The organism is Capnocytophaga periodontitidis, from assembly GCF_016126015.1.
Classification (GTDB): Bacteria; Bacteroidota; Bacteroidia; order Flavobacteriales; family Flavobacteriaceae; genus Capnocytophaga; species Capnocytophaga periodontitidis.
In genome coordinates this window covers 28,897-52,406 of sequence record NZ_JAEFDB010000010.1, presented here as the reverse complement: position 1 = coordinate 52,406, position 23,510 = coordinate 28,897, and the positions used below count along the sequence as shown (strand labels likewise).

The following is a 23,510-nucleotide window of genomic DNA, read 5'->3' as shown; positions in this document are numbered from 1 at the left end:
AAAATTATCTTTTTCTCAATTTCAACAATCCATAAGTGAGCAACCCTAACAACAATGAGGCGCTAATTGCCAAAATAAAACTTCCTACTAAATATTGTAACAAATTGTTTTGGATATATTCCATTGCTGTGAGGTCGCCTTGCGGCAGAATGGTGCCTCCCACAAAAAAAGTACCTATTTTAAGAGAAGAGAAGATAAGCACAGGTATCATCGGGGGGATACTCACGTTAGAGCAGATAAAAGCCAGAGTTTTATTCAGATTGAAGAATACTGCCAAAGTGATAGTAAGTATGGTTTGAAAACCCCAAAAAGGCGCAATGCCAAAGAATACACCTAATGCTACTGAACCTGCTTTCACACTATCGCTGCTGTCACTTTCTAAAATATCCTCTTTGATGAAGCGTTTGAGGCTCTTTTTTTTGGCATCTCTAAAGAAATTACGCGGCTTGATGTAGAAAAGTGCGATGAGTACCAACACGCTGTTCAGCAAGCTGATACGCATAAAATCGCGGAAAGGTCGAAAATGAGAAACGCGTTCTTCGGGGTCGTACAGCACTTGTATAGGTACATTTTTTAGTTGTACTCCATTCCAACTGCTACGCACCAATATTTCTATCTCAAACTCAAACTTTTCGGTGTAATATTTCTTAGGAATGTGATGCAAAGGATATAACCTATATCCCGATTGCGTATCGGGGAGATTGACACCCGTTTCGAGGTGAAACCAGAAGTTAGAAAATTTATGTCCAAAACTACTTTTCTTAGGTACGCCATCTTGGGTCATATTGCGGCTGCCTACCAGCAAAGTAGGTTCATTTTCAGCTTCTATAGCGGCTATAAATACGGGGATATCATCGGGGTAATGTTGTCCGTCGGAGTCGATGGTAAGGGCGTAGTCGTAGCCTAAAGAGCGGGCTTTGTCAAAGCCTATGCGCAGGGCATTGCCTTTGCCTTTGTTCTTGGGAAGATGAATAATAGTGAGCTGGGGGTAACGAGCGAGTATATCGGGAGTAGCATCGGTTGCGCCATCATTCACTATGATAATATGAGAGGTATAACGCAACACCCCATCAATCACACGCGCGAGGGTTTTAGCATTGTTATAAGTAGGAATTAAAACGCAAATTTTATTCTTCTCCACGATATTCTTCAACTAATTTTTTAACAATAAATTCATATTTCATTGAGCAAATCGTCTAAATTACCTAATTTTACTTTGCCTTCTCTTGCTTCTTTTAGCTCATTCAAAGCATTAAAAAGTTTTTTCTTAAACTTTTTCTGTTGTGGATTTAAAGTTTCTTCACTCTTTTTAATATTAGTAACTTCTATAAAATCAAGAGATTTTATAAAATTTAGAAAAGCATCTATTTTAGATGGTTGTGCATTGATATTTATAGTAAGTTCCATATTTATGAGTTTATTACAAATCTAACTTCTTTTTCTCTTCATCGTTAAACACTTTCGACTTCTTTACAAACCCTGCTATATGTTTTTGTAGTTCAGGAGACTGCTGAGCGTAGTGTGCGAGTATAAAATCCTTATCGGCAGTGATGTTGTTGCGATAAGGCACTACTTTAGGCAAGTGTTCTTGTACACTGAGGCGTATGAGGTGAAGTTCAGCATTTTGAGGTTGCTGTTTGAGGGCGTTTTCTAACAGCGGTTTACCCTCTTTGAGTAGGGCAATTCTACCCCCTCCAAATTTTGCTAATATCATTTTGCTTGCCCCTTTATAGGCGCTTAGCACTACATCGGTAGTAGGAGCATTGGCTATCAGCTCTACAAAAGCTGTAGCGTTCTCTTTGCTATCGGAAGCTGTAATATAGGCAGCGCGCACCTTTTCAAGGCTCTGCGCTTGCAGAGCCCCAAAACTCAAGAATAATATGATGAAGTAAATGTGTTTCATTTAGTCTATAAGTCTTACCTCTTATCTCTTACCTCTTACTTGTTAAATATTGCTCTATACAAGTCGCTACCATTGGCATATAGCAAGATAGCTATGAGGATTACAAATCCTACCATTTGAGCGTATTCTAATACTTTTTGATTAGGAGCTCTGCCGGTTACCATTTCATAGAGGAGGAACACCACGTGTCCGCCGTCTAAAGCTGGAATAGGCAAGATATTCATAAAGGCTAAAGCGATAGAGAGGAAGGCAGTGATTTGCCAGAAAGAAAGCCAGTTCCAATTATCTTGGAAAAGTTTGCCTATAGAGCCAAAACCTCCTACTTCACTTGCACCTTTTTTGGTGAATACAAATTTAAATTGAGAAACATAGTCGCGCAATACATTGTAGCCATAAGCAGTTCCGTGACTTAAGGCTGCTCTTAAAGAGTAGTTTTTATGCGAAAGCTGTATTTCGCCTTCTCGTTGTCCTGCCGAAATTCCCATTTTTTTCTCTTCACCGAGGACTATTTTTAGTTCTTTAGCTACTCCGTCGCGTTCTATCATCACACTCACGGGAATACCCTTAGGAGCCATTGTAAGGGCAGGAGGAACATCCGAAAAATAGTAGATAGGTTCTCCGCCAATGCTTACTAATTTGTCGCCTTTTTGCAAGCCTGCTTTAGCCGCTGGTGATTCTGGGATAACAGTATCGATAATGGCTTTTGTTTTGATGCTAAAAGGAGCAGTTTCACCGCGTAAATAAAGGGTTTTACCTATGTTTTCGGGGAGAGAAAGAGTGCGTGTATTGCCGTCAATGCCTTGTACGGTAAGCTGTTTTGGGTCGCGCAACAAAATGTATTTGCTGGCTTCTAACACATTCTCCAAAGGCTTACTATCAATAGCTGTTACAATGTCGCCATTTTTGAAACCATAAGCACGCATAGTGCGAGTAACGGCGAAACCATCTTTCACCCCTTCGGGTTTGAGGTAATCTTGCCCCCAAGCGAAGAGAATCATTGAGTAAATAAAGAACCCTAAGAGCAAATTCACGGTTACCCCACCTATCATAATGATAAGGCGTTGCCACGCAGGTTTAGAGCGGAACTCCCACGGTTGTGCAGGTTGCGCCATTTGCTCTTTATCCATACTCTCATCAATCATACCGGCAATCTTCACGTAGCCGCCCAGTGGTAGCCACCCGATGCCGTATACAGTTTCACCTATCTTCTTTTTGAAGAGGGAAAACTTCACATCAAAGAAAAGAAAAAACTTTTCTACTCTTGTTTTGAAGAGTTTAGCAGGGATAAAATGTCCTAATTCGTGTAGGACTACTAAAATTGAAAGACTCAGAATTAATTGAGCCGCTTTTATTAAAAATACTTCCATGTTCAGGTTTTAGGTCTCAGGCTTCAGGGTGGGAGAAATTAAGCTCTTTTGTAAAGAATTAAGCATTTTTCCTACTTCTTTTATTAAACCCAAAGCTTTTTCAATATCTGAATTGTTTAAATAATTAATCTTAACACAAAGTAATAATTGTGTTTCTAATTCGGCATTAGAACTTTTGGTCACTTAAAGCAAAAAGTTCTTCTTTAGGTAGTTTTTTTACTAACTGATAAACTTCAACAGCAAGATCCATTGCTTTTTGCCAAACAATCAAATCTTTAAAGTCTTTTATCTTATTCATTTTGTTGGTTTTTTAATTATTTTTTATACTATTGTTAGGGCTCTATACCTATCCCCTGACACCTAACACCTAAGCCTTCTTATTCGCTAATTGTCCGCAGGCAGCATCGATGTCTTTACCGCGTGAGTGGCGAACGGTAACGGTAATGCCTGCTGCTTCAAGCATTGTTTGGTAAAGTTCAAGTGCTTTAGGGTCGGCTTGTTGAAAATCACCGTCGTCTATGGGGTTGTACTCAATGAGATTCACTTTAGAAGGGGCAAATTTACAGAATTTTATCAGCGCCTCTACATCCTTTTTCTGGTCGTTGATACCCTTCCACACTACATATTCGTAAGTGATGCGGTTTTTAGTTTTTTGGTACCAATATGCCAAAGCTTCTCGCAGTTCTTCTAACGGGAATTGCTCATTGAAAGGCATAATGCCTGTGCGTACACTGCCAATGGCTGAATGCAAAGATACTGCCAATTTGAATTTTACCTCGTCATCAGCCATTTTTTTTATCAATTTGGGGATACCCGAAGTAGATAGCGTGATGCGTTTGGGCGACATTCCTAAGCCTTCAGGCGAAGTAATCTTGTCGATTGCCTTCAGTACATTGTTGTAGTTCATCAGCGGTTCGCCCATTCCCATAAACACTATGTTAGAAAGCGGACGACCAAAGAAAGCCCTGCTCTGCTCGTCAATTACTTTCACTTGGTCGAATATTTCATCGGGCAGGAGATTGCGCATACGTTTGAGGCGCGCTGTCGCACAAAACGAACAGTTGAGACTACACCCCACCTGACTTGATACGCAGGCTGTCGTGCGGGTATCGGTAGGAATTAGCACCGACTCTACCAACAAGCCATCGTGCAGGCGCACTGCGTTTTTAATCGTACCATCGTTACTGCGCTGCATCACATCCACTTTGATGTGGTTGATACTGAAGTGTTCAGCGAGCATCTCGCGTGTAGCTTTGGGCAGGGAGGTCATCTCGTCGAAAGTATGCACCCCTTTCTGCCACAACCATTCGTATACTTGGTTGCCGCGGAAAGCCTTGTCGCCATTACTTTCAAAAAAAGTGCGGAGTTCTTCTTTAGTAAGAGCGCGTATATCGCGTTTTTGGATCATAATTTAAAATCCTTTACTACCTCTTCTAAAGGCAAACGTGATTTAGGTCGCAAGTGCAACTGATTGCTGTCCTCAGGGTCGCGATAGCCTATCGCCACGGCAAAGAGCGTAGTGTATTCAGGTTCGTTTAAAAGTCTGTCGTATTCAGTATTGACAATGCCCTCCATACGGGTGCTATCAATGCCCATTGCCGCACACGCACTGAGGAAAAATCCTAATGCGATATACACTTGGTTGTTCATCCACGCATAGAGCCCTACATCACCTTTGGGTTTTTGTATTTTATGATAGAAGTTGAGTCCTGTTTCGGTAGCAGCTTTAGCGAGCTTTTTCTCAAATGAAGGCAAAGCGCTATTCGCCATAAATACCACTAAATGGCTGGCTTGCTTCACGCGTTCTTCATTGATGAACGACGCTTTGGCGAAAGCTTCCTTAGTAGCTTCATCACTTATGAAAACAAATTGCCAAGGTTGAGAGTTGATAGATGAAGGAGCGAGGCGCAATATTTCTTTGAGTTTAGCGATATCACTATCACTGATGCGTTTATCGCTGTAATGTTTAGTAGTATAACGATTTTGTGCTAATTGCAGAAAGTCCATAGTGTTTTGTTTTTAAGTTTCAGGCGGCAAAGGTACGGCGTAATTAGCAAATTACCAAATTAGTAGATAGCTATTATCCCTCTTTTTACTGTTGTTATTGTGTTACAACCTTGTTACCAATGCTTACAACTTTTTGCAAAAACGGAAAAAGCAATAAAATCCTATTGTCATTTATTTGTGATTTTGCGAATTGTTATTATCTTTGCACCCTAATTTTTTAAACAGAAAAATGAAGCTAAAGTTATTTTACACGTGGATTTTCTTCTTAACAGCTACTTTTGCAATGTTTGCACAAAACATAGAAGTTTCAGGAACTGTAAAAGATGAAAAAGGCGAGCCTTTATTAGGCGTATTGATATTGGTGAAAGGTACCCAGCGCGGTGCTGCCACCGATATGGATGGTAAATACACCATTCAAACTAAAGTAGGCGATGTGCTGCAATATTCCTTTTTGGGGATGAAAACTACCGAAAAGAAAATTACAGCAAACTCTAAACATTTAGACATTGTGATGAAGGACGATGTACAAGAGCTTGAAGAAATGGTGGTTACCGGCTATGGAGCTCCTAAGCTCGCCAGCCGCACCGTCGCACAAGTGGCACAAGTACAAGGTAAAGATGTGAGTGCAGCTCCGGTAGCCAGCGTATCCGATGCCTTACAAGGACGATTAGCAGGGGTTGTGGTTACTACCTCATCAGGAAGACCCGGTAGCAATAGTGATATCCTTATCCACGGTTATAATAACTTCCAAGGAGCATTGGCAAAAACAGGTACTCAAGAACCTTTGTATATAATGGATGGAATAGCGGTGAGTAGTAGTGTGATGAGCGACTTTAACCCTAATGATATAGAAACGATTACGGTGCTTAAAGACGCTGCTTCTACCTCTATCTATGGGGCACGTGCTGCCAATGGGGTGATTTTGATTACTACCAAAAAAGGACGCCGTAATGAGCGTACCAATATCACAATTAGCCATCAGCTTGGTTTTTCAGCACTTACCAATGCCAGTCGCAAATTCTTCGACGATATGATGACGCCACGTGAATATATGGACTTTTGGCTTGAAAGAAGTCCATCTTCTATTATCTCGGCAGCGGGGATGACCAGTATGGGCTCCACTCGCGAAGTAGCTGAAGCTGCTGCTAACAAAATATTAGCAGAAAACCCTTATAATACTCGTTGGGATAAAGTTTTCTTTCGAGATTTTGTTCCTCTTACACGAACAGATGTCTCTCTTTCAGGAGGGACAGAGAGTACATCGTACTATCTTTCTTTAGGATATTTTAAACAAGAGGGAACCTTGAACCCTTCTTCCGATTACAAACGTTACACTCTCAATGGTAGTGTTAATACTCAAGTTACAAAATGGTTGAAAGCAGGTGTTTCGTTTGTAGCAGGGCATAATGAACGCGATGGTAGTGGCTCAGACTCTACCATACGTATGAATACTCTTCCTTTCTACACTCCTACTTACGCTGATGGAAAAAGAAAAGACTATATCACTAGTATCATAAGTCCTTCGTTAGGTTTCTATCATCCAGAGTACTACGCTGAAAAGCACCCGAGATCGACTATTAGTGATGACTTTATGCCTTCAGGATTCATCAGTGTTGAACCTGTAAAAAATTTGATATTCAAAACACAAGGAGGGGTACAGTACGGTTATGGCGATGTAGAAAATAAAGAGCTTTCCTCTTTTATTATATACAGACAGCGAACCCCAGCTCCTACTACTAATTCTTATACACTTTTTAGTAGCAGTAGATCACTTAGAAAAACACTTACTAACACATTAGAATATCGTTTTCTATTAGGAAGAGAAAAACAGCATAGTTTCAATGTATTATTAGGACAAGAATCTATAGAAAACAGTTCAAAATCATTGACAATAGTAACTTATGGGCAACCTTCCGATGGACTTTCAACACTTTCACACGGGAACAAAAATAAAACGGTAGAAGATGATAAAACAACAACTACTTTTAATTCTTACTTTGGAAGGTTAGAATACTCTTATGGTAGTCGTTATTTCTTAGATCTTTCAGCACGTAGAGATGGTTCATCAGCTTTTGGTAGAAATAATCATTACGGTAATTTCTGGGCAGTAGGAGTGATGTGGAAACTCAAACAAGAGAACTTCTTGAAAGAGGTAAAATGGCTTACCGACCTAAATTTGCGCTTTAGTACAGGTTTATCGGGTAATGCAGGAGGGGGTAGTTACAATCATCTCACCACTATTGAAGGTGATAGTTATTATCAACAAAATATGGGATATACTATTTATCGCTTAGGAAACCCTAATTTGCATTGGGAAGAACAACGCAAAACTACTGTAGGTCTTAACGTTGTGTTCGACCGAGGCACTTCGTTTAATATAGAGTACTACGATCGCGAAACTTACGATATGCTTTCAAGCCGAGAACTCAACACTACCTCTGGGCAAAATCAGTTTTACGACAATGCAGGGGGTATGCGCAACCGAGGTATTGATTTTACTTTTTCATCAGTAGTGTACAGAAGTAAGAATAACGACCTCACTATCCGTCCTTATTTCAACGTGAATTACAACAAACAAGAGGTAACTTCTCTTTTTGGTAACAAAATATCGGATGTAAGTACAGGATCAGGAGTGGCGTATAAATTAGGTAGACCCTTAGAATGGGCTGCTGTGATTCGCAAAGGGGTGAACCCAACTACGGGTGAAACCGAGTATTATGTGCCAGGTACCGACCGTATGGAACAAGTAACCGATGACAACAATGTAACTACAACTTATGATGACAGCAAACTGATACAAACTACCGGTAAGAAAATGCAAGCTCCTACCAATGGAGGGTTTGGTTGGAATATCACTTATAAATCTTTTTCATTAGATATGGCTTTTTCATTCTCATTGGGTAGATATGTAGTAAATAATGATATGAGATATGTAGAGAATCCTGGTAGGTTCGGGGTGTACAATATGAGCAGAAAAGTATTTGACTATTGGAAACAAGCTGGTGATAACACACGTCATCCTAAAGTAAATTCAGATGTATTTATATATAGCTTAGATTCACGCCTCATACAAGATGCTTCGTATATGCGTATGAAAAGCATCAGCCTTAGCTATCGTTTACCTAAAGAAGTGATCGATCAAATAAAATTCTTTGAAGGTATACGTATTTATACTACCGCTCGTAATATCTTTACTCTTACCAAGTATGAAGGACCAGATCCTGAGTCGGCAAGTGCTATCTCTTTAGGAGGTTATCCTCCTTCTCGCCAGTTCACCTTAGGTATAGATCTTAACTTTTAAAAATATAAATCGATGAAAAATATTTATAAAATACTCATTTTTATAGCTATTCCGTTTTTACTTAACGCTTGTTTTAGTCTTGATCAAGAGCCTTATAAAGAGCTTAGCGAAAAAAACTCTTTTAAAAGTATACAAGACGCGCAATTTTGGGTAAACGGAATGTATGCTACCTTGCGTACGAATGTGTACGGAAGATCGATGTATGCTACTGATGCCCAAGCCGATTTCGCAAACTTAGCAAGGCGTTCCTCTAACTCTGATATCCTAACAGAAATTCACAATTGGACGTTGCTAACTTCATCAAATGGTGTAATAGCTACAATTTGGCAAAATTATTTCAATGCCATTCAAAATATAAACATAGGCTTAGAAGGTATTCCTACTATCCCTATATCGGCACAAGGGTCAGCAACCTCCACAGCGCAAATCAAACAAAATATGGGGGAACTCTATTTGGCACGTGCTTACTATTATACTTATTTAGTAACACACTATTGCCCTGCTTATGACGAAAGTTCAGTATATGGATTACCCTTGCTTGATAAACCTACTATTAATGATTTTCCTAACAGAAGTACTGTAAAAGAAACCTACGAGTTTATCTTAAACGATATAGCACGAGCTGAACAACTCTTATCTAATATAACTGGTAGCGCAGGAAAAGCTACTTTTTCTAAAGATGCCGTGGCAGCTCTTAAAGCCCGTGTACTACTTTATAAAGAAGATTGGGCAGGAGCTTATCAAGCGGCAAATGGGCTTATTTCAGCAGGAACTTACCCCTTAACTACTACTTCTCCTACTTTGCAAAATGCATGGGAGAAAGATGGTACTGCTGAAACAATAACACAGCTATACGCACGTTATGATAAAGGGAATACAGCCGAATTACCTAATGGTAACGATGTGTACTTAGGCGAAGAGAAAAGCTATTATACACAAAAAGTACTCTATTATTATCCTAAGCTAATCCCTACTCAATCATTTGTAGATTTATTTGATGATTCGGATTTTAGAAAAAGTATATACATCAAAAAATTATTTGCTAACTATGCAAGTACTAAATACGAAAATATCTATTTAGTATATAAATATCCTGATAACGACGTTCTAAAGAACAGCACTAGAGATGATCCTACCTATCTCCACCGTCCTAAAGTATTCCGGATTGCCGAAATATACCTTATTGCCGCCGAAGCTGCCTATAAAAACGGCGATCAAGCCAATGCTAAAATCTATTTAGATAGATTGCGTACCGCTCGCGGAATTGGTAGTGTAACCTATACCGACCTTTGGACTGAAATACAAAACGAACGCAACCGCGAACTTGCTTTCGAGGGCTTCCGTATGGCAGATATCAAGCGTTGGAATTTAGGCGTAGTACGTGGTACTCCTCAGAACCTCAGTGCTATTGTTTCAGATCCTGCTGACCAGTATTACCAACTTAATATCCCTGCGGGAAATTATAAAATGACTTGGCCAATCCCTCCTAGTGATATTCGCTATGAACAAGGTAGAGCCAATTGGCAACAAAACCCAGGTTGGTAATCTTTTGAAAATTATAATTAAATGAGGCTGTTCTATTTTTTAGGACAGCCTTTTTATTAACAAATAACCTTATTAACAAAAAAGTCGCTAAGCATCTCGCTTAGCGACTTTTTTATTATCAAAATTAAAATCTAAAACACGTCCTTGATGTGTTTCATACTGTTGGTAATACTGCCTTTGGCTTCTGCAAAGTCACCTTGACCTATCTTCTTGATGATGTTGGTTGCAAAACCTTTCATCTGTTCAAAAGTGATATGAGGAGGCATCGCTAAGGTATCGCGATTGGTGTAGATATTCACCAAAGTAGGTCCGTCGTGCTCGAAAGCTGCTTTTACGGTGGCTTCGAGGTCTTCGGTTTTACGCACTTCATAGCCTTTGATGTTCATCAGGTCGGCGAGTTTATCGAAAGGTGGGTTTACCATATTGGTTTGCCAATCGAGGTAGCCCGATACTTCCATTTCGAGTTTTACCATTGCGAGCGAACGGTTGTTGAACACAAATATCTTCACAGGGTATTGGTATTGCATCAGGGTAGCCAAGTCGCCCAAGAGCATTGATAGCCCACCATCGCCACACATTGCTACCACTTGTCTGCCTTTGGACGAAGCTGCTGCGCCAATTGCCATTGGGAGGGCGTTTGCCATAGAACCGTGGTTGAACGAACCGGTGAGGTAACGTTTGCCCGTACCTTTGATAAAGCGCGCTGCCCACACTACATTCATACCTGTATCGACGGTGAAAATAGCGTCGTTGGCGGCGTATTTATCTAAGAGTTTAGCCGCATATTCGGGGTCTATTTGGTTCTCTTCGGTTTTCTTTTTAGTGTAATCATCTAATGATTTTTCGAGATCCAAATACTCTTTGTGAATGTCTTTGAGGAAACTATCGTCGGTGCGAGGGGTGAGTTTAGGCAATAAGGCAGTAATGGTGTCTTTCACATCGCCTGCAAAACCGTAATCTACTTTGGCTCGACGACCAATGATATCGGGGCGTTCATCTATTTGGATAATGGTGTTTTTCTTAGGTAAGAACTCCGCATAAGGGAAATCGGTGCCGAGCATTACGAGCACATCGGCTTTGGCGCAAGCATCATAACCTGAACGGTGTCCGAGCAAGCCGTTCATTCCCGCTATATAAGGGCTATCGGTGCGGTCGAAGAATATTTTGCCACGGAAAGAAGCCACGATAGGCGCTTTAAGGGTTTCGGCAAGCTGTTCTACTTCTTTCACGGCATACTGGCAACCGTGACCGCAGTAAAGGGCTATTTTCTTGTTTTTGTTGTCGTTGAGCACCGCTGCCAATTTGTCGAGCTCACTATCAGAAGGGCGCACTACAGGTTTTGCTAAGAAGGTTTGCGTAGCAGTAGGTACCTCTTCAAGGTCGGCGCCTGCCACATCGCCAGGGAGTCCCAACACCGCCACGCCTTTCTCGTTGATGGCCGTTTGTATGGCGCGTTGCATCATTGTGGTGAACTGTTTGGGGGTATTGGCTACATACACGTATTTACTGCAATCTTGAAACAGCAAGAAGGGGTTGGTTTCTTGGAACCAGTGGGTACCGAATTTATGGGTAGCGCAGGTGCTGGCAATGGCAATTACGGGGTTCCCTGAGCGGTTAGCATCGTAGAGTCCGTTGATAAGGTGTACGTGTCCAGGTCCTGAACTACCCATACAACAGCCTATGCCGTTTAGTTCGGCGTCCATAGAGGCTGCATAAGCTGCTGATTCCTCGTGGCGGACGTGTATCCACTCAAGGCGACCATCGCGACGGATGGCGTCGTTCACAGGGTTGAGGCTATCGCCCGTAATAGCATAGACTCTTTTTACGCCTGCTTGTACTAACATTTCGACCAATTGGTCGGATACATTTTTGCTCATATATTTTATTATTAATGGTTTTTTGTATGCAAAAATAATACCAATATATCGTTTGTGAATAGAGATTAGGAGGTAGGAATTAGAATTTATGAGTCAAGAGTTGAAAAATGATTCTCTGAGCTAAAATTGGTATCTTTTTCTATAAAGGTATGCCAAGTGTTTTACAGTATCAGTGTAGATCCTAAAAATGCGAATCAATGGGGTGATTTTGAAGACTTAGGTGCGTATGAACCTCTGTACGTCAGCAGTGTAGATGTACGTTAAAAGATAATCGTGAAGTAGAAGTACGCACTATGTATACTGACCAAGAATTTATCAACAAATAATTTTTACTAATTGTTTTCATCTAAAAAAGGCTGTTTGACACATTATCAAACAGCCTTTTTTTGGTTAATTAAAAATTTGTTCTAATATTTTAAAGGTGATGAGGTAGGTAGGTTTTACGCCTGTAGTACCTAAACCACCAGAAGCGAGGGTACTCCCCGTTTCGAGGGGGTTATCAGAAGCGTAGTAAGCATAACGCACTTTTACATCTTCGCGTATACTCTTGCGTATTTTAGAAGCCGATTGTATCGCTTTTTGATAATGAACACCTTCCATTTCCAAACCGACGGCATTCCACGTAGAGTGGAGAAAGAATTTTAGGATGTCCTTATTTTGGAGAGAAGTTCCGAGCACTGTAATCATCGAGCCTTCAAATACTTTGAGCCCGTTACCTTCAAAATCGGCTTTAGAAAATTCGTTGTGGAAAGGATAGTTATCGGCAGTACCTTCAAAGATATGCGCGGTAGGAATCATCAAGTCGCCTTTTTCGCCTTCCAAGATGCCCGCCTTGCCCATAATGGAAATGGAAAGCACATCGAGAAAATAAGTTTTACCAGCTTTGTGATAAGGTTTTAGCAGTTCGTCGATAGTTTCATAGGCTTGTTCGCCAAAGGCGTAGTCCATCACAAAGATTATAGGTTTTTGGTTTTCATCAAGGTGATGCACTTTATAAGGAGTATCGGAAAAATCGATTTTAGCAGTATCAAAGAGTTGTACATCGATATTGGTACCTGAGGTGTCGTCTACTGAAATCATTCCGTGTTTGTGAGCATAGGCTTTTACTTTTTTGCGCAGAGGTTCACTCTCGGGCAAGCTGAGGAGTTCAAAAAGTTCTATACGGGAACTCACTTTTACTTCGTTTGCAAGAGCTTTTTCGGCAAATAAGCTATTCATCACACTGTGCATATTGGCACTGATGATGTGGAGAGGGCGGTCTAAAAGTCCGTTTTTGAGGAGGATATGTTTGATGTGTTCAGCCCAGATTTCGCCGTGAAGGTGATGCCCGATGCGTTCGCGCAGTACGGTACTGAAGGTAATTACGCGTTTATCGTCGTTCACACGTTCGTTGAACGCTAATTTACCCAACCAGTAGATGATATGGATAAAGCGATCGGGGAAGGCGGGGGTAGCCAAAGCTTTGTAGGCAGTGAGAACTTCTTCAAAGGTACGCCCTAATAAGTTACCGATGTGTATAAAAGTAGCTTCACGCTCAGCAAGAGTAAGTTTGTTCTTTTGGATATTAGCCTCGAGTTTAGCCCAATCGTGTGAGATTTTATTATCGTCTAAGAAAATGCGGTCGGCGATTTTATGAGATTCTATAAATAGGAAAGTGAGGTGAGTGAGCACGTCGTAGATATCGGAACGGCCACGAGTAATTTCGATGTTCATTTGCTCAGGGTCGATGCGATAGCAATTACGGCGGCGTTTAGGGGGGATAATAGGTTTGAAGTGCGATTGGCGGTAGCCTTCATCGGCGATGAGATTGATGTACTTACATTGCTCAATACCCTCGGGAAGGCGGTCGAGTACATAGATGAGTCCGCTGAGTTCAGATTTACTTTCAGCGATAGTGCCGTAGATTTCGGGTCGGAGTACGAGTAGAGACTCGCGGAGTGCCTCGCCTGAGATGCCCATAGGTTTATAGAAGCCTCTTGAGAAGAGGTGTCGCATTGTTACGTACATACGCTCGATGGCGTTTGTGGATTCTTGTGCTCTACTTTTCATATAATTCTTCTACTTTCTCATAAACCAAATCCGGCTCCCAACCGCGGTACAGTAGGTAATTAGCCAGTTTAGCTTTAGCTTTATAAGGGTTCTTTTCTCTGATGGTAGCTTGTTTTTTCTCAGCCACTATCTCAAAAGTATCTATGTATTCTTCTTCGTCAATTTCTTCTAAGCCAACTTCAATATTGTAATCTGAAAGCCCTCTAGTTTTTAGTTCCCGTTCTATGCGCACGCGTCCCCATTTTTTGATGCGAAACTTACCACGGGCAAAGCTTTTAGCAAAGCGCTCTTCGTTTAGGAAGCCGTTTTGTATCAGGTGTACCACTATATCATCAATAGCCAAAGGTATCATACCCATCGCGCGCAGTTTTGTTACTACCTCGCGGTGGCAACGCTCTTGGTAGGCACAATAGGCTTCCAATCGTTCTTTTGCCTCTTGTACGGTATAGGTTTTCGCAGTAGCTTCCATTATATTTTGTAATTAGGCAAAGATACAAGAAAAGCTACCAATACGGTAGCTTTCTTTTAATAATAACTTCTTTACATTCTTTTACTAACTTAATTATGCGGGAATTAGAGCTGTGATTAGAATATAGCTGCTAAATCTTTTTTGTATTTAGAAAGTAAAGCTTTTGTCATACCATAGTTTGCTTTGGTTGAGTCTACTACTAAATAAATGAAATAACTACCATTTGCTGCCACATCAATAATGTGATTTTGATCTGTTAGAACGATTATAATTTCATCTATTTTTTCCTTAGAAGCCAATCCGAGTACTTGAAGCGCATTTTGTTTAGCTTTTATTACCTCTAAGTTATAAGCAGAAGCTAAGTTAGGATCAAAACTAGGATCTACTGATTCTGCGCCGTAAGAAACCCCTGAACGTACTTCAGTTACTGAAACGGCAACGAATCCAGGAATGTTGTTTTTTACATCCTGAATAAATTTGTCTAAAACATTTGTCATCTTGTAAGTTCTTTTTAAATTATTATTATTATTGTTATTATTGAATAAAAAATTAAGTGAGGCATCGAGCGGATTTGAACCGCTGTATAAGGTTTTGCAGACCTCCGCCTAACCCCTCGGCCACGATGCCTTTTACTGTTCAGGGTGCAAAAGTAGATTTATTTTTTTTAACTTCCAAATCTTTTTCGTTTTATTTTTACGATTACTTGTGCTACATCGCCTCCTATAGGAGGATTAATTTTGGCTATTTTAATCTTTAGTTTCTGAACCTGAGGGAGTTCTATAAAGATTTTGTCGATGATGCGACCTGCTACATTTTCTAATAATTTAGCACGGATAGCCATTTCCTCTTTTACAATTTTATTTAGGTGCACATAATCCACAGTATCGATGAGTTCATCGGTTTGGATTGCTTTTTTTAAGTTGGCATAGATTTTTAAGTCGACACGATAATCACTACCGATAGCACCTTCTTCAGCAAGGCAGCCATGATAGGCATAGACACGTATATTCTTTAGGATAATTTCTTCCATTTTTATCGTTGTGCACACTTACAGTTACTAACTCCTTGGAAGAGATCAAGGCCTAAGGTTAACATGTGGGTACCAGAGTTATAGCCTATGAGTTCATTGAGAGTAATTTGATAAGAATAAGCGGCGTAGAACATACCGAGTTTAGCTCCTGCCATAGGGCCTATGTTGAGAGGGCGGAAGATTTGATCGTTGAGGGAGCGGTAGTTTAAACCTACCCAATAGTAATCTTCGATATCGAGCCAACGGAATTTGATATTGAAGTCGGTTGTGGAACGACCGTCGCTTTCGTAGTGTTGGAAGAGTACAGAGGGTTCGATTTCGAATTTACTATTTTTATCTCGTTTGTAGCGGTAGCCTCCATACACCATATAGTTGCGAAGCGCTTTAGGTTCTTCTTTATAGAAACGTTCGATATCTTTGTTGAGGATATTGAGGGCGGTAAGGTTTACCCACCATCTTTTATAACGATAAAGGACAGCGACATCGAAGTTGTGGTTCACGGTAAAGCGGTCGTTTGTAATTGCTTGGTCATTACCAGATATATTTTTATCGAATTTATCGATGTCTATTTTAAAGGTATTCAAAGCGTAGGAGATACCGAAAGAGACGAAGTGGTTGTCATAACGGTCGAGGGTGAGGTGGTGAGCAAAGGTAGCTTTACCTCCCATTTGTTTGGTAAAACCATTGCGGTCGTTATAGAGCATCACCCCTGCTCCGCTTCGTTCACCGAGGCGCATATCGCCAGCGAGCGATTGATAGTCGGGAGCGCCTTTTACACCTACCCACTGAGTAACCCCAGAGAGGCGGATGCGCACGAAGTCACCAATACCAGCGTAAGTAGGAGCGATAAGAAATTCGCTATCTGCTAAGTACTGATTTTGTTGTGGTAAATTTAGCTCTTGAGAGAAGGCTTTTGGAGCAAAAGCGCATACTGCTAAAACAAACAAAACTATTTTTTTCATTGTTGATAAAATTAAACTATTAGATTGCTATAATACTCAATTTTGATTTTGTGAAACATACCTATTAATATATAGGTACAACTCGCAAAATTTTCAGCAAAGATATTTATTTTTTTTGTGTTACACTACTATTTGAGTAAAAAAAAACGAATATTTAACGTATTTAGTTTTTTTTTAACATTTTTAAAGGGTGTTTTCCATTGTCTATTTTTCAATAAAAAATGTTTTTTATTGATGATATTTTGAATTTTATTATATTTTATTGAATAATATTTATGTTTTAATTGATTTTATTGTGTTTTTATTTTATTGAGAAAAGAATACCCTTTTCTGTGAGGTATGATGAATATTTTAACACTAAAGTAGGCGATGAAAAGTAAGAGATAAGAGATTTAAAATTTGCTAATTTGCTAATTTTCTAATTTTCGCATACTTTTGTCGAAATTATTCATTTAAATAAAAAGCAATATGAAAAGATTCTCTTTTGTATAGGCGCTTTGGCTATTAAACCTATCAAACCTATATTTTGCTCCTAACAAGGGAAACAAAGGAATACCTAAAGCCTTTGGTGATTACCAAAAAGTAACTGATCAAACCTTGAGACCTATTGATATAACAATTTTGTAGACTAACTACTTGGATAAAATTAGTATTCTGAGAAGATCTTGAAATTCTCGAATTTTTCATACTACTCATCAATAAAGATTTTGATATTTTTACAAAACTATAAAAAATGGCAACAACGACTTTTAAAAACAATTATCGCAATATTTGCATTGTAGTTCTCTGCTTTGTGGGGTATATTTTACTGAATTGGTTTTCTCCTTTTTTGATGCTACTCAACTATGATTTTGTGCGATTATTCATAACTTTTATCACTTCGGTTATCGTGATGATTCCTATTGTAATAGGATACAAATTATTGGGCGATAAGGGAAATTACCTTCAAGTTTTTGGTGTAGAAGGCAACATCAAAGAAGGGTTGATTGCAGGAGGAGTTCTATTTTTAGCCGCTTGGATATTTTCGATTTTTTCTTTGGATTTTTTACGCGATTTGGTTTATGTAAAATGGCTTTTTTATATTTTTATAGAGGTTTTTGTCATTGATTTGTGTGTACAAGCATTCTTCTTTAGGAAAATAACCACCTACACTGGATGGAGCTTCTTTCGCATAATTTTGTTTTACGTGGCTATCTATTCGGCTGTAGCCCTTGTAACAGCATTCGTAAGTTTGTTATTTAACAGTGAAATCTTATCGAAAATAGGTGATGACCTGAAATTATTAAATATGATTCCTATGGACTTGTTATTAAAAGGAATTTTAAGCCTTCTGAGGTTTATTCTAACGGCTAGTTTTCTTTATTGGCTTTATGTAGAATGGAAATTCAATCTTTGGGTGGTAGTATTTTCGCATTTAGTATTGAACTTAGCCAATGGATTGACTTTTCTTAAAATTCCCATTTTTATACTACTAATTGTCACAGGTGTGATAGGGACTATTCTATACAAGCGTGAGAAAGGCTTACCTTTAGCCATAAAGCGATTTTGGTCGTAGTACGACAAGCAATTGTAGCACGATTTACTTCTTCATTCCCATAAAAAAGAGTCCGTAGCAGCGTTCATTTTCTTCTAATTGTAGAAAATCTTTCAGTTGAAACATAAAACCAGGGGTGCCCCAATAGCACCCTACCGCGTGGGCAGTGCAGGTGAGGTACATATTCTGTACCGCCATCGCTGTAGCAGCAATTTCTTCCCATTCGGCTACTTTACTACTAAAATGAACACTGATAGTTACAACAGCGTAAGATTTAGCCACTTTTTTCGCTATTTCATTCATTTTTATCTCAGAAAAGCTCTCTGCTGGTACATTTTCTTTGTATAAACGCACTAATTCTTCTCCCAAACGCACTTTCTCATCACCTTTATACACTTTTAATCGCCAAGGTTTAGTGCGTTTGTGATTAGGTGCCTCGTTAGCTGAGCTGATAATCTCTTGTAACACTTCATCAGGTATAGGGGTATCGCTATATTCGGGTGGATACACACTTTTGCGGGAGGTAATGATATGCTTGAGTGTTTGGGCTTGCGTCATAATATTAAAAAAATAATGTTTAACGGGGCAAAGATAATAAATAAAGACGAATTATGAATTACGAAAAAAGGAGGTAACAAGGTTGTAACTTCAAAAAAAAATCGTACATTTGCACGACAATTTAATTCGGTAAACTATTTTTTTAATGTATAAAAAAATTATAAAACCAGCGTTAGACTTTCTTATAGCACTGATTGTCTTTATTTTACTGAGTCCTATTTTTGTAGTGGTGACAGTGGGATTGTGGTTTGCCAATGGAGGAAAGTCTTTTTTCTACCAATTGCGACCTGGGAAAGGAGAACGGATTTTTAAGATTATCAAGTTTAAAACGATGAATGATCGCCGAGATGCGAATGGGCAGCTTTTGCCTGATGCTGAGCGACTCACTAAGATAGGGACTTTTGTACGGAAGACGTCGCTGGATGAGATTCCGCAACTACTGAATGTACTCAAAGGAGATATGTCACTTATAGGGCCGAGACCATTATTAGTAAAATATTTACCTTATTATAGCAAACGTGAACAACTTCGGCATACTGTTAGACCAGGTATTACGGGGCTTGCCCAAGTAAATGGTAGAAATAAACTAAATTGGGATGACAGATTGGAGTTAGACGCTCAATATGTAGAAAATTTATCTTTTTTGTTAGACATTAAGATACTATTTAGGACTATAATTAATGTTCTGCTTCGAAAAGATATTGCTGTAGGTTATATAGATTTGGATGATTATAGAAAAAATAGAAATGAATAATATAAATATGCTTTTTACCTGCGCAGGACGCAGGAACTATCTTATTAACTATTTTAAAGAAGCTCTTAATGGACAAGGGAAAGTTTTTGCAGCAGATATGCAAATTTCAGCTCCAGCGATGGCAGATGCCGACATTGCTTTTGTAGTGCCTAATATATTTGATAAAAATTATATTTCTGTTTTGGAAAAAATAGTAAAAGAGAATGATATTAAAGCTATTATTTCTTTAAATGATTTGGAACTGCCGATTTTATCTGCACACAAACAGGTATTAGAACAATATGGGGCAAAAGTAATTGTTGCAGAAGAGGAGATTATAGAAACTTGTTTTGATAAATTAAAAACAGTAGGATTCTTACAACAAAATCAAATAAATACACCTAAAACATATACAGATTTAGTCAAAGCTAAAGAAGCCGTTGCTATAGGAGAGCTTCATTTTCCATTAGTATTGAAACCTCGTTGGGGAAGTGCCTCTATCGGTATATATTTTCCTGAAACATTAGATGAGTTAGAAATTACTTATCAATTACAAAAAATACAACTACAACGTACAATTCTTGCTGAAGCTAGCAAAAAAGATATTAATAATGCTATTCTAATTCAAGAAAAATTAGAGGGACAAGAGTATGGAGTTGACATATTAAATGATTTTAAAGGTAATTATGTAGGTACTTTTGTACGTAAAAAATTAGCTATGCGTGCAGGAGAAACAGATAAAGCAATTACTTTAATTGACAACCGTTTTGAGCAATTGGGGCGTATTATAAGTAAAAATTTAAAGCATATAGGTAATTTAGATTGCGATGTTTTTGAATATAACAATGAGTTATATGTTCTTGAATTAAATCCCAGGTTTGGTGGAGGGTATCCTTTCTCTCATCAAGCTGGGATTAATATTCCTGCCATCTATATAGAATGGTTAAAAGGCAATAAAGATATAGATAAATATACCACATATCGCCCTAATGTTATGTCTTCAAAATGTGACAGACTAATTACAATACCAACGTATTAATAACATCATACTATGAAAGAAAAAATATGGCTTTCTTCCCCACATATGGGAGGAAACGAACTTAAATATATTCATCAAGCCTTTGAGGAGAATTGGGTAGCGCCCTTAGGCCCTAACGTAAATGGCTTTGAAGAAGATTTACAACACTTTTTGGGCAATGGAGTGAAAGTATCGGCGCTTTCGGCAGGTACGGCAGCCTTGCACTTAGCTCTTATAGAGTGTGGGGTGCAAGCAGGTGATGAGGTGCTCTGTCAATCGATGACTTTTTCAGCTTCTGCTAACCCTATCGTATATCAAGGTGCTACGCCCGTGTTTGTAGATTCGGAAGAAGAAACGTGGAATATATCGCCTATTTTCTTGGAAGAAGCTATTAAAGACCGCATCAAGAAAGGCAAGAAGCCTAAAGCGGTAATCGCTGTATCGCTCTACGGAATGCCTTTTCAGGTAGACAAGGTGCTCACCGTATGTGAAAAATACGACATCCCTTTAATAGAAGATGCTGCAGAAGCCTTAGGAAGCGCTTACAAAGGAAAGCCTTGTGGTACTTTTGGCAGGTTTGGAGTCCTCTCATTCAACGGGAATAAAATTATCACGACTTCGGGAGGTGGGGCATTGGTGTGCCACAGCCAAGAAGAGAAAGATAAAGCGGTTTTTTTGAGTACCCAAGCGCGCGACAATGCGCCTCACTACCAGCATTCACATATAGGATATAACTACCGTATGAGCAACATTACTGCAGGCATAGGTCGTGGACAAATGGAGGTATTGCCACAACGCATTGAAGCTCGCCGAAAGATGCACGCTTTTTATACAGACTTGTTCAAAGAAACTGAAGGGATAAATTTACTTACAGAACCCAACGAAGATTACTTTTGTAATTATTGGCTTTCAGTTATTACCATTGATAAAGTAAAAACAGGATTTGATAGAGAAGACTTGCGTTTAGCCTTTTTAGAAGAAAATATTGAAACACGCCCCTTGTGGAAACCTATGCATTTGCAACCTGTGTTTGCTACTGCTCCTTACTATGGTGAAAATAGTTGTGAACACCTGTTTGACAAAGGATTATGCTTACCTTCGGGATCTAATCTTACAGATGAAGATAGAGAACGTATTACAGCTATTTTGAATAAAATGTAGTATATCTCTATAAAGTTTCACTTGATTTTTATATTTTTGCAGAAAATTTATTTTTATTACTAATAGACAATGCTTCCTTCTCATACATATAGCGACAATACTTTAATAAATTTAGCTACTGCGCGATATACACCGCGATGGATAGTGGTGTGCATTGAAGTGTGTTTACTTTCTATTGCACTTTATCTTTCTTTTTTTGTAGTAGAACGTTTAGGGGTATATATACCCAATAGCATTCCGCTTTATAAACGCTATTTTTTAGTAATAGGGGTAAATCTCTTCTTTATGTTTATCTTCCGTACTTATTCGGGGATCATACGATACTCTACTTTTCGCGATTTGTTTCGCATACTGCTTTCAAGTGGATGTACAGTAATAATGATGTTTATCGCCAATAAGATAAGTTTACATTTTATTGGTGAAAAAGTATTATTAAATCCTATCCTACTGATTTATTTTACTTTATCATTTATCATATTGTTTGTATTTAGGTTATCAGTAAAGGAGTTTTTTTATCTGATTAAAGAAATTAGTCGACGTACTTCAAAAAAGCGTATCCTCATTTTAGGAGTAGATGATGAAGCGGTGGCTTTTGCCAATGGAATTATAGGTAATGCCGTGATTCCGTACTCAGTAGTAGGCTTCCTTACAGGGCGCACGAATCCTAAACAGGCCACTCTAATGGGAAGACCTATTATCTCAAAAGAAAAATTTATAGATATCCCTCAACAAGAATTAGGGGCTGATGGAGTACTCATTAACAAAACCCAACTCTCTAAAGAGGAAATGACCTTTTGGGTAAACATCTGTTTAGACAAAGGATTACAATTGCTCAAAACCCCTGCTTTACAGAAACTACGCCCTGAGAAAGAAGGATTCAATCTTCACAATATACAAATAGAAGACCTTTTAGGTAGGAAACAAATAGTACTCGACAATGAAGAAGTACGGCAAAAGCACTATCATAAAAGTATTTTGGTAACAGGAGGGGCTGGGTCTATCGGTAGTGAGTTGGTGCGACAAATAGCTACCTTCACCCCCGCCTTAGTAGTTGTGCTCGACCAAGCAGAAACGCCTCTATACGACATAGAATTAGAACTTAAAGAAACTTTCCCCAATATAGCCTTTGAGTTTGTTTTAGCGGATATTACAAATTATGAGCGTTTAGAAAGTGTATTTAAGGCGCATCAGTTTTCGGTAGTGTATCACGCTGCAGCCTATAAGCACGTACCGATGATAGAAGAAAATCCACACGAAGCAGCTTTAGTGAATATACAAGGCACCAAGAATGTAGCTCTTTTAGCAAGTGCTTATAAAGTACCTCACTTTGTGATGATTTCTACTGATAAGGCGGTAAATCCTACCAATGTGATGGGCGCCTCAAAACGTGTAGCAGAACTTTTTGTACAGGCTTTACAAAACAAAGAAGGCAATACCACGACCTTTATCACCACCCGTTTTGGCAATGTATTAGGTTCTAATGGTTCAGTAATACCTCATTTTAGAAAGCAGATAGAAAAAGGAGGGCCTGTAACCATTACCCACCCCGATATAGTGCGCTACTTTATGACCATACCCGAAGCGTGTGAACTCGTATTGCAAGCAGGAACTATGGGCAAAGGGGGAGAAATATTCGTATTTGATATGGGAGAACCCGTGAAGATACTCAATCTTGCTACGCGTATGATTAAACTATCAGGATTTGAACCCAATGTAGATATTAAGATTGTCTATACAGGATTACGCCCTGGTGAAAAACTATATGAGGAATTGTTGAGTGACAGTACTAGGACAATGCCTACACACCATAATAAAATAATGATAAGTAAAGACCCTTCAATGTCATTTACCGAAATAGATGCTTTTACTATCCAAATGTATGAACTGGCTAAACAAGAGGACAAAGTAGCTGTGGTACGCTTACTGAAACAGATAGTAAAAGAGTTTAAAAGTAATAACTCAATATTTGAGGAGCTGGATAAGAGATAAACTTTAT

The 23,510-nt window shown here is 39.0% G+C and carries 21 protein-coding genes, 1 tRNA gene and 1 pseudogene; 8 read left to right on the top strand and 15 right to left on the bottom strand.

Going from position 1 to position 23,510, the window contains the following annotated elements; genetic code table 11:
- Positions 1-4: 4 nt before the first annotated feature.
- The 7 genes and pseudogenes from I7X29_RS12145 to I7X29_RS12115 all read right to left on the bottom strand — a co-directional run bounded on the left by I7X29_RS12145 (position 5) and on the right by I7X29_RS12115 (position 5,277).
- Positions 5-1,153 (bottom strand): DUF2062 domain-containing protein, encoded by a 1,149-nt coding sequence (locus tag I7X29_RS12145; RefSeq protein ID WP_225879515.1) that lies wholly within the window; start codon positions 1,151-1,153, stop codon positions 5-7.
- A gap of 20 nt (positions 1,154-1,173) precedes the next feature.
- Complete coding sequence (locus I7X29_RS12140) at positions 1,174-1,407, bottom strand: hypothetical protein (protein ID WP_088593535.1); 234 nt, start codon at positions 1,405-1,407, stop codon at positions 1,174-1,176.
- Between the two features lie 13 nt (positions 1,408-1,420).
- Positions 1,421-1,903, bottom strand: coding sequence for a hypothetical protein (locus tag I7X29_RS12135; protein WP_198467152.1), 483 nt, complete (start codon positions 1,901-1,903; stop codon positions 1,421-1,423).
- A gap of 35 nt (positions 1,904-1,938) precedes the next feature.
- Positions 1,939-3,270 (bottom strand): RIP metalloprotease RseP, encoded by a 1,332-nt coding sequence (rseP, locus tag I7X29_RS12130; protein ID WP_198467153.1) that lies wholly within the window; start codon positions 3,268-3,270, stop codon positions 1,939-1,941.
- A gap of 9 nt (positions 3,271-3,279) precedes the next feature.
- Positions 3,280-3,520 (bottom strand): annotated as a pseudogene (locus I7X29_RS15620) (four helix bundle protein).
- A 117-nt stretch (positions 3,521-3,637) separates the two neighbouring features.
- Positions 3,638-4,678 carry a 23S rRNA (adenine(2503)-C(2))-methyltransferase RlmN gene (gene rlmN / locus I7X29_RS12120; protein ID WP_198467154.1) on the bottom strand — a complete coding sequence of 347 codons (1,041 nt, stop codon included), beginning with the start codon at positions 4,676-4,678 and terminating at the stop codon, positions 3,638-3,640.
- On the bottom strand, positions 4,675-5,277 hold the full coding sequence (locus I7X29_RS12115; RefSeq protein WP_198467155.1) for a nitroreductase family protein: 603 nt from the start codon (positions 5,275-5,277) through the stop codon (positions 4,675-4,677). Before I7X29_RS12115 ends, rlmN begins: the two co-directional genes overlap by 4 nt.
- Before the next feature lie 229 nt (positions 5,278-5,506).
- Between I7X29_RS12115 and I7X29_RS12110 the strand changes: the two genes are divergently transcribed.
- Positions 5,507-8,578: a SusC/RagA family TonB-linked outer membrane protein gene (locus tag I7X29_RS12110; protein WP_198475024.1), complete on the top strand. Its 3,072-nt coding sequence runs from the start codon at positions 5,507-5,509 to the stop codon at positions 8,576-8,578.
- A gap of 12 nt (positions 8,579-8,590) precedes the next feature.
- Entirely contained in the window at positions 8,591-10,123 is a 1,533-nt protein-coding gene (locus I7X29_RS12105; RefSeq protein WP_198475022.1) for a RagB/SusD family nutrient uptake outer membrane protein, read from the top strand.
- Positions 10,124-10,254: 131 nt separating this feature from the next.
- On the opposite strand, the gene I7X29_RS12100 is transcribed toward I7X29_RS12105, so the two are convergent.
- Positions 10,255-12,000 (bottom strand): thiamine pyrophosphate-dependent enzyme, encoded by a 1,746-nt coding sequence (locus I7X29_RS12100; RefSeq protein WP_198475020.1) that lies wholly within the window; start codon positions 11,998-12,000, stop codon positions 10,255-10,257.
- 126 nt (positions 12,001-12,126) lie between these two features.
- On the opposite strand from I7X29_RS12100, the gene I7X29_RS12095 reads away from it, so the two are divergent.
- Positions 12,127-12,264 carry a hypothetical protein gene (locus I7X29_RS12095; protein WP_198475018.1) on the top strand — a complete coding sequence of 46 codons (138 nt, stop codon included), beginning with the start codon at positions 12,127-12,129 and terminating at the stop codon, positions 12,262-12,264.
- Between the two features lie 126 nt (positions 12,265-12,390).
- Here I7X29_RS12095 and I7X29_RS12090 read toward each other — a convergent pair whose 3' ends face one another.
- The 6 genes from I7X29_RS12090 to I7X29_RS12065 all read right to left on the bottom strand — a co-directional run bounded on the left by I7X29_RS12090 (position 12,391) and on the right by I7X29_RS12065 (position 16,510).
- Positions 12,391-14,049 carry a DUF6909 family protein gene (locus I7X29_RS12090; RefSeq protein ID WP_009412586.1) on the bottom strand — a complete coding sequence of 553 codons (1,659 nt, stop codon included), beginning with the start codon at positions 14,047-14,049 and terminating at the stop codon, positions 12,391-12,393.
- On the bottom strand, positions 14,039-14,518 hold the full coding sequence (locus tag I7X29_RS12085) for a regulatory protein RecX (RefSeq protein WP_198475016.1): 480 nt from the start codon (positions 14,516-14,518) through the stop codon (positions 14,039-14,041). The genes I7X29_RS12090 and I7X29_RS12085 overlap by 11 nt, the downstream gene beginning before the upstream one ends.
- A gap of 116 nt (positions 14,519-14,634) precedes the next feature.
- Positions 14,635-15,015 (bottom strand): hypothetical protein, encoded by a 381-nt coding sequence (locus tag I7X29_RS12080; protein WP_088593549.1) that lies wholly within the window; start codon positions 15,013-15,015, stop codon positions 14,635-14,637.
- 59 nt (positions 15,016-15,074) lie between these two features.
- Positions 15,075-15,145, bottom strand: a tRNA-Cys gene (locus I7X29_RS12075).
- Positions 15,146-15,182: 37 nt separating this feature from the next.
- A complete protein-coding gene (folB, locus tag I7X29_RS12070) occupies positions 15,183-15,548 on the bottom strand; it encodes a dihydroneopterin aldolase (protein WP_009412589.1) in 366 nt (121 codons plus the stop codon).
- A 2-nt stretch (positions 15,549-15,550) separates the two neighbouring features.
- Positions 15,551-16,510, bottom strand: coding sequence for a PorP/SprF family type IX secretion system membrane protein (locus tag I7X29_RS12065; protein WP_198475014.1), 960 nt, complete (start codon positions 16,508-16,510; stop codon positions 15,551-15,553).
- A 733-nt stretch (positions 16,511-17,243) separates the two neighbouring features.
- Between I7X29_RS12065 and I7X29_RS12060 the strand changes: the two genes are divergently transcribed.
- Positions 17,244-18,065 carry a hypothetical protein gene (locus I7X29_RS12060; protein ID WP_198475012.1) on the top strand — a complete coding sequence of 274 codons (822 nt, stop codon included), beginning with the start codon at positions 17,244-17,246 and terminating at the stop codon, positions 18,063-18,065.
- A 24-nt stretch (positions 18,066-18,089) separates the two neighbouring features.
- Here the strand turns inward: I7X29_RS12060 and I7X29_RS12055 are convergent, their stop codons facing one another.
- Positions 18,090-18,602, bottom strand: coding sequence for a nitroreductase family protein (locus I7X29_RS12055; protein WP_198475010.1), 513 nt, complete (start codon positions 18,600-18,602; stop codon positions 18,090-18,092).
- A 145-nt stretch (positions 18,603-18,747) separates the two neighbouring features.
- On the opposite strand from I7X29_RS12055, the gene I7X29_RS12050 reads away from it, so the two are divergent.
- From I7X29_RS12050 to I7X29_RS12035, 4 genes are all read left to right on the top strand, one after another.
- On the top strand, positions 18,748-19,356 hold the full coding sequence (locus I7X29_RS12050; protein WP_198475007.1) for a sugar transferase: 609 nt from the start codon (positions 18,748-18,750) through the stop codon (positions 19,354-19,356).
- Positions 19,328-20,374 (top strand): ATP-grasp domain-containing protein, encoded by a 1,047-nt coding sequence (locus I7X29_RS12045; RefSeq protein WP_225883740.1) that lies wholly within the window; start codon positions 19,328-19,330, stop codon positions 20,372-20,374. Before I7X29_RS12050 ends, I7X29_RS12045 begins: the two co-directional genes overlap by 29 nt.
- Before the next feature lie 12 nt (positions 20,375-20,386).
- Positions 20,387-21,514 (top strand): DegT/DnrJ/EryC1/StrS family aminotransferase, encoded by a 1,128-nt coding sequence (locus I7X29_RS12040; protein WP_198467165.1) that lies wholly within the window; start codon positions 20,387-20,389, stop codon positions 21,512-21,514.
- Between the two features lie 69 nt (positions 21,515-21,583).
- Complete coding sequence (locus I7X29_RS12035) at positions 21,584-23,503, top strand: polysaccharide biosynthesis protein (protein ID WP_198467166.1); 1,920 nt, start codon at positions 21,584-21,586, stop codon at positions 23,501-23,503.
- The last annotated feature ends 7 nt before the right edge of the window (positions 23,504-23,510 follow it).

What these genes read in the sequence shown, in the direction of transcription:
- I7X29_RS12100 (WP_198475020.1), bottom strand. Translation starts at nt 12,000, where the DNA reads ATGAGCAAAAATGTATCCGACCAATTGGTCGAAATGTTAGTACAAGCA.
- I7X29_RS12060 (WP_198475012.1), top strand. Translation starts at nt 17,244, where the DNA reads ATGGCAACAACGACTTTTAAAAACAATTATCGCAATATTTGCATTGTA.
- I7X29_RS12080 (WP_088593549.1), bottom strand. Translation starts at nt 15,015, where the DNA reads ATGACAAATGTTTTAGACAAATTTATTCAGGATGTAAAAAACAACATT.
- I7X29_RS12105 (WP_198475022.1), top strand. Translation starts at nt 8,591, where the DNA reads ATGAAAAATATTTATAAAATACTCATTTTTATAGCTATTCCGTTTTTA.
- rlmN (WP_198467154.1), bottom strand. Translation starts at nt 4,678, where the DNA reads ATGATCCAAAAACGCGATATACGCGCTCTTACTAAAGAAGAACTCCGC.
- folB (WP_009412589.1), bottom strand. Translation starts at nt 15,548, where the DNA reads ATGGAAGAAATTATCCTAAAGAATATACGTGTCTATGCCTATCATGGC.
- I7X29_RS12090 (WP_009412586.1), bottom strand. Translation starts at nt 14,049, where the DNA reads ATGAAAAGTAGAGCACAAGAATCCACAAACGCCATCGAGCGTATGTAC.
- I7X29_RS12035 (WP_198467166.1), top strand. Translation starts at nt 21,584, where the DNA reads ATGCTTCCTTCTCATACATATAGCGACAATACTTTAATAAATTTAGCT.
- I7X29_RS12050 (WP_198475007.1), top strand. Translation starts at nt 18,748, where the DNA reads ATGTATAAAAAAATTATAAAACCAGCGTTAGACTTTCTTATAGCACTG.
- I7X29_RS12065 (WP_198475014.1), bottom strand. Translation starts at nt 16,510, where the DNA reads ATGAAAAAAATAGTTTTGTTTGTTTTAGCAGTATGCGCTTTTGCTCCA.
- I7X29_RS12140 (WP_088593535.1), bottom strand. Translation starts at nt 1,407, where the DNA reads ATGGAACTTACTATAAATATCAATGCACAACCATCTAAAATAGATGCT.
- I7X29_RS12135 (WP_198467152.1), bottom strand. Translation starts at nt 1,903, where the DNA reads ATGAAACACATTTACTTCATCATATTATTCTTGAGTTTTGGGGCTCTG.
- rseP (WP_198467153.1), bottom strand. Translation starts at nt 3,270, where the DNA reads ATGGAAGTATTTTTAATAAAAGCGGCTCAATTAATTCTGAGTCTTTCA.
- I7X29_RS12115 (WP_198467155.1), bottom strand. Translation starts at nt 5,277, where the DNA reads ATGGACTTTCTGCAATTAGCACAAAATCGTTATACTACTAAACATTAC.
- I7X29_RS12055 (WP_198475010.1), bottom strand. Translation starts at nt 18,602, where the DNA reads ATGACGCAAGCCCAAACACTCAAGCATATCATTACCTCCCGCAAAAGT.
- I7X29_RS12085 (WP_198475016.1), bottom strand. Translation starts at nt 14,518, where the DNA reads ATGGAAGCTACTGCGAAAACCTATACCGTACAAGAGGCAAAAGAACGA.
- I7X29_RS12045 (WP_225883740.1), top strand. Translation starts at nt 19,328, where the DNA reads ATGATTATAGAAAAAATAGAAATGAATAATATAAATATGCTTTTTACC.
- I7X29_RS12040 (WP_198467165.1), top strand. Translation starts at nt 20,387, where the DNA reads ATGAAAGAAAAAATATGGCTTTCTTCCCCACATATGGGAGGAAACGAA.
- I7X29_RS12110 (WP_198475024.1), top strand. Translation starts at nt 5,507, where the DNA reads ATGAAGCTAAAGTTATTTTACACGTGGATTTTCTTCTTAACAGCTACT.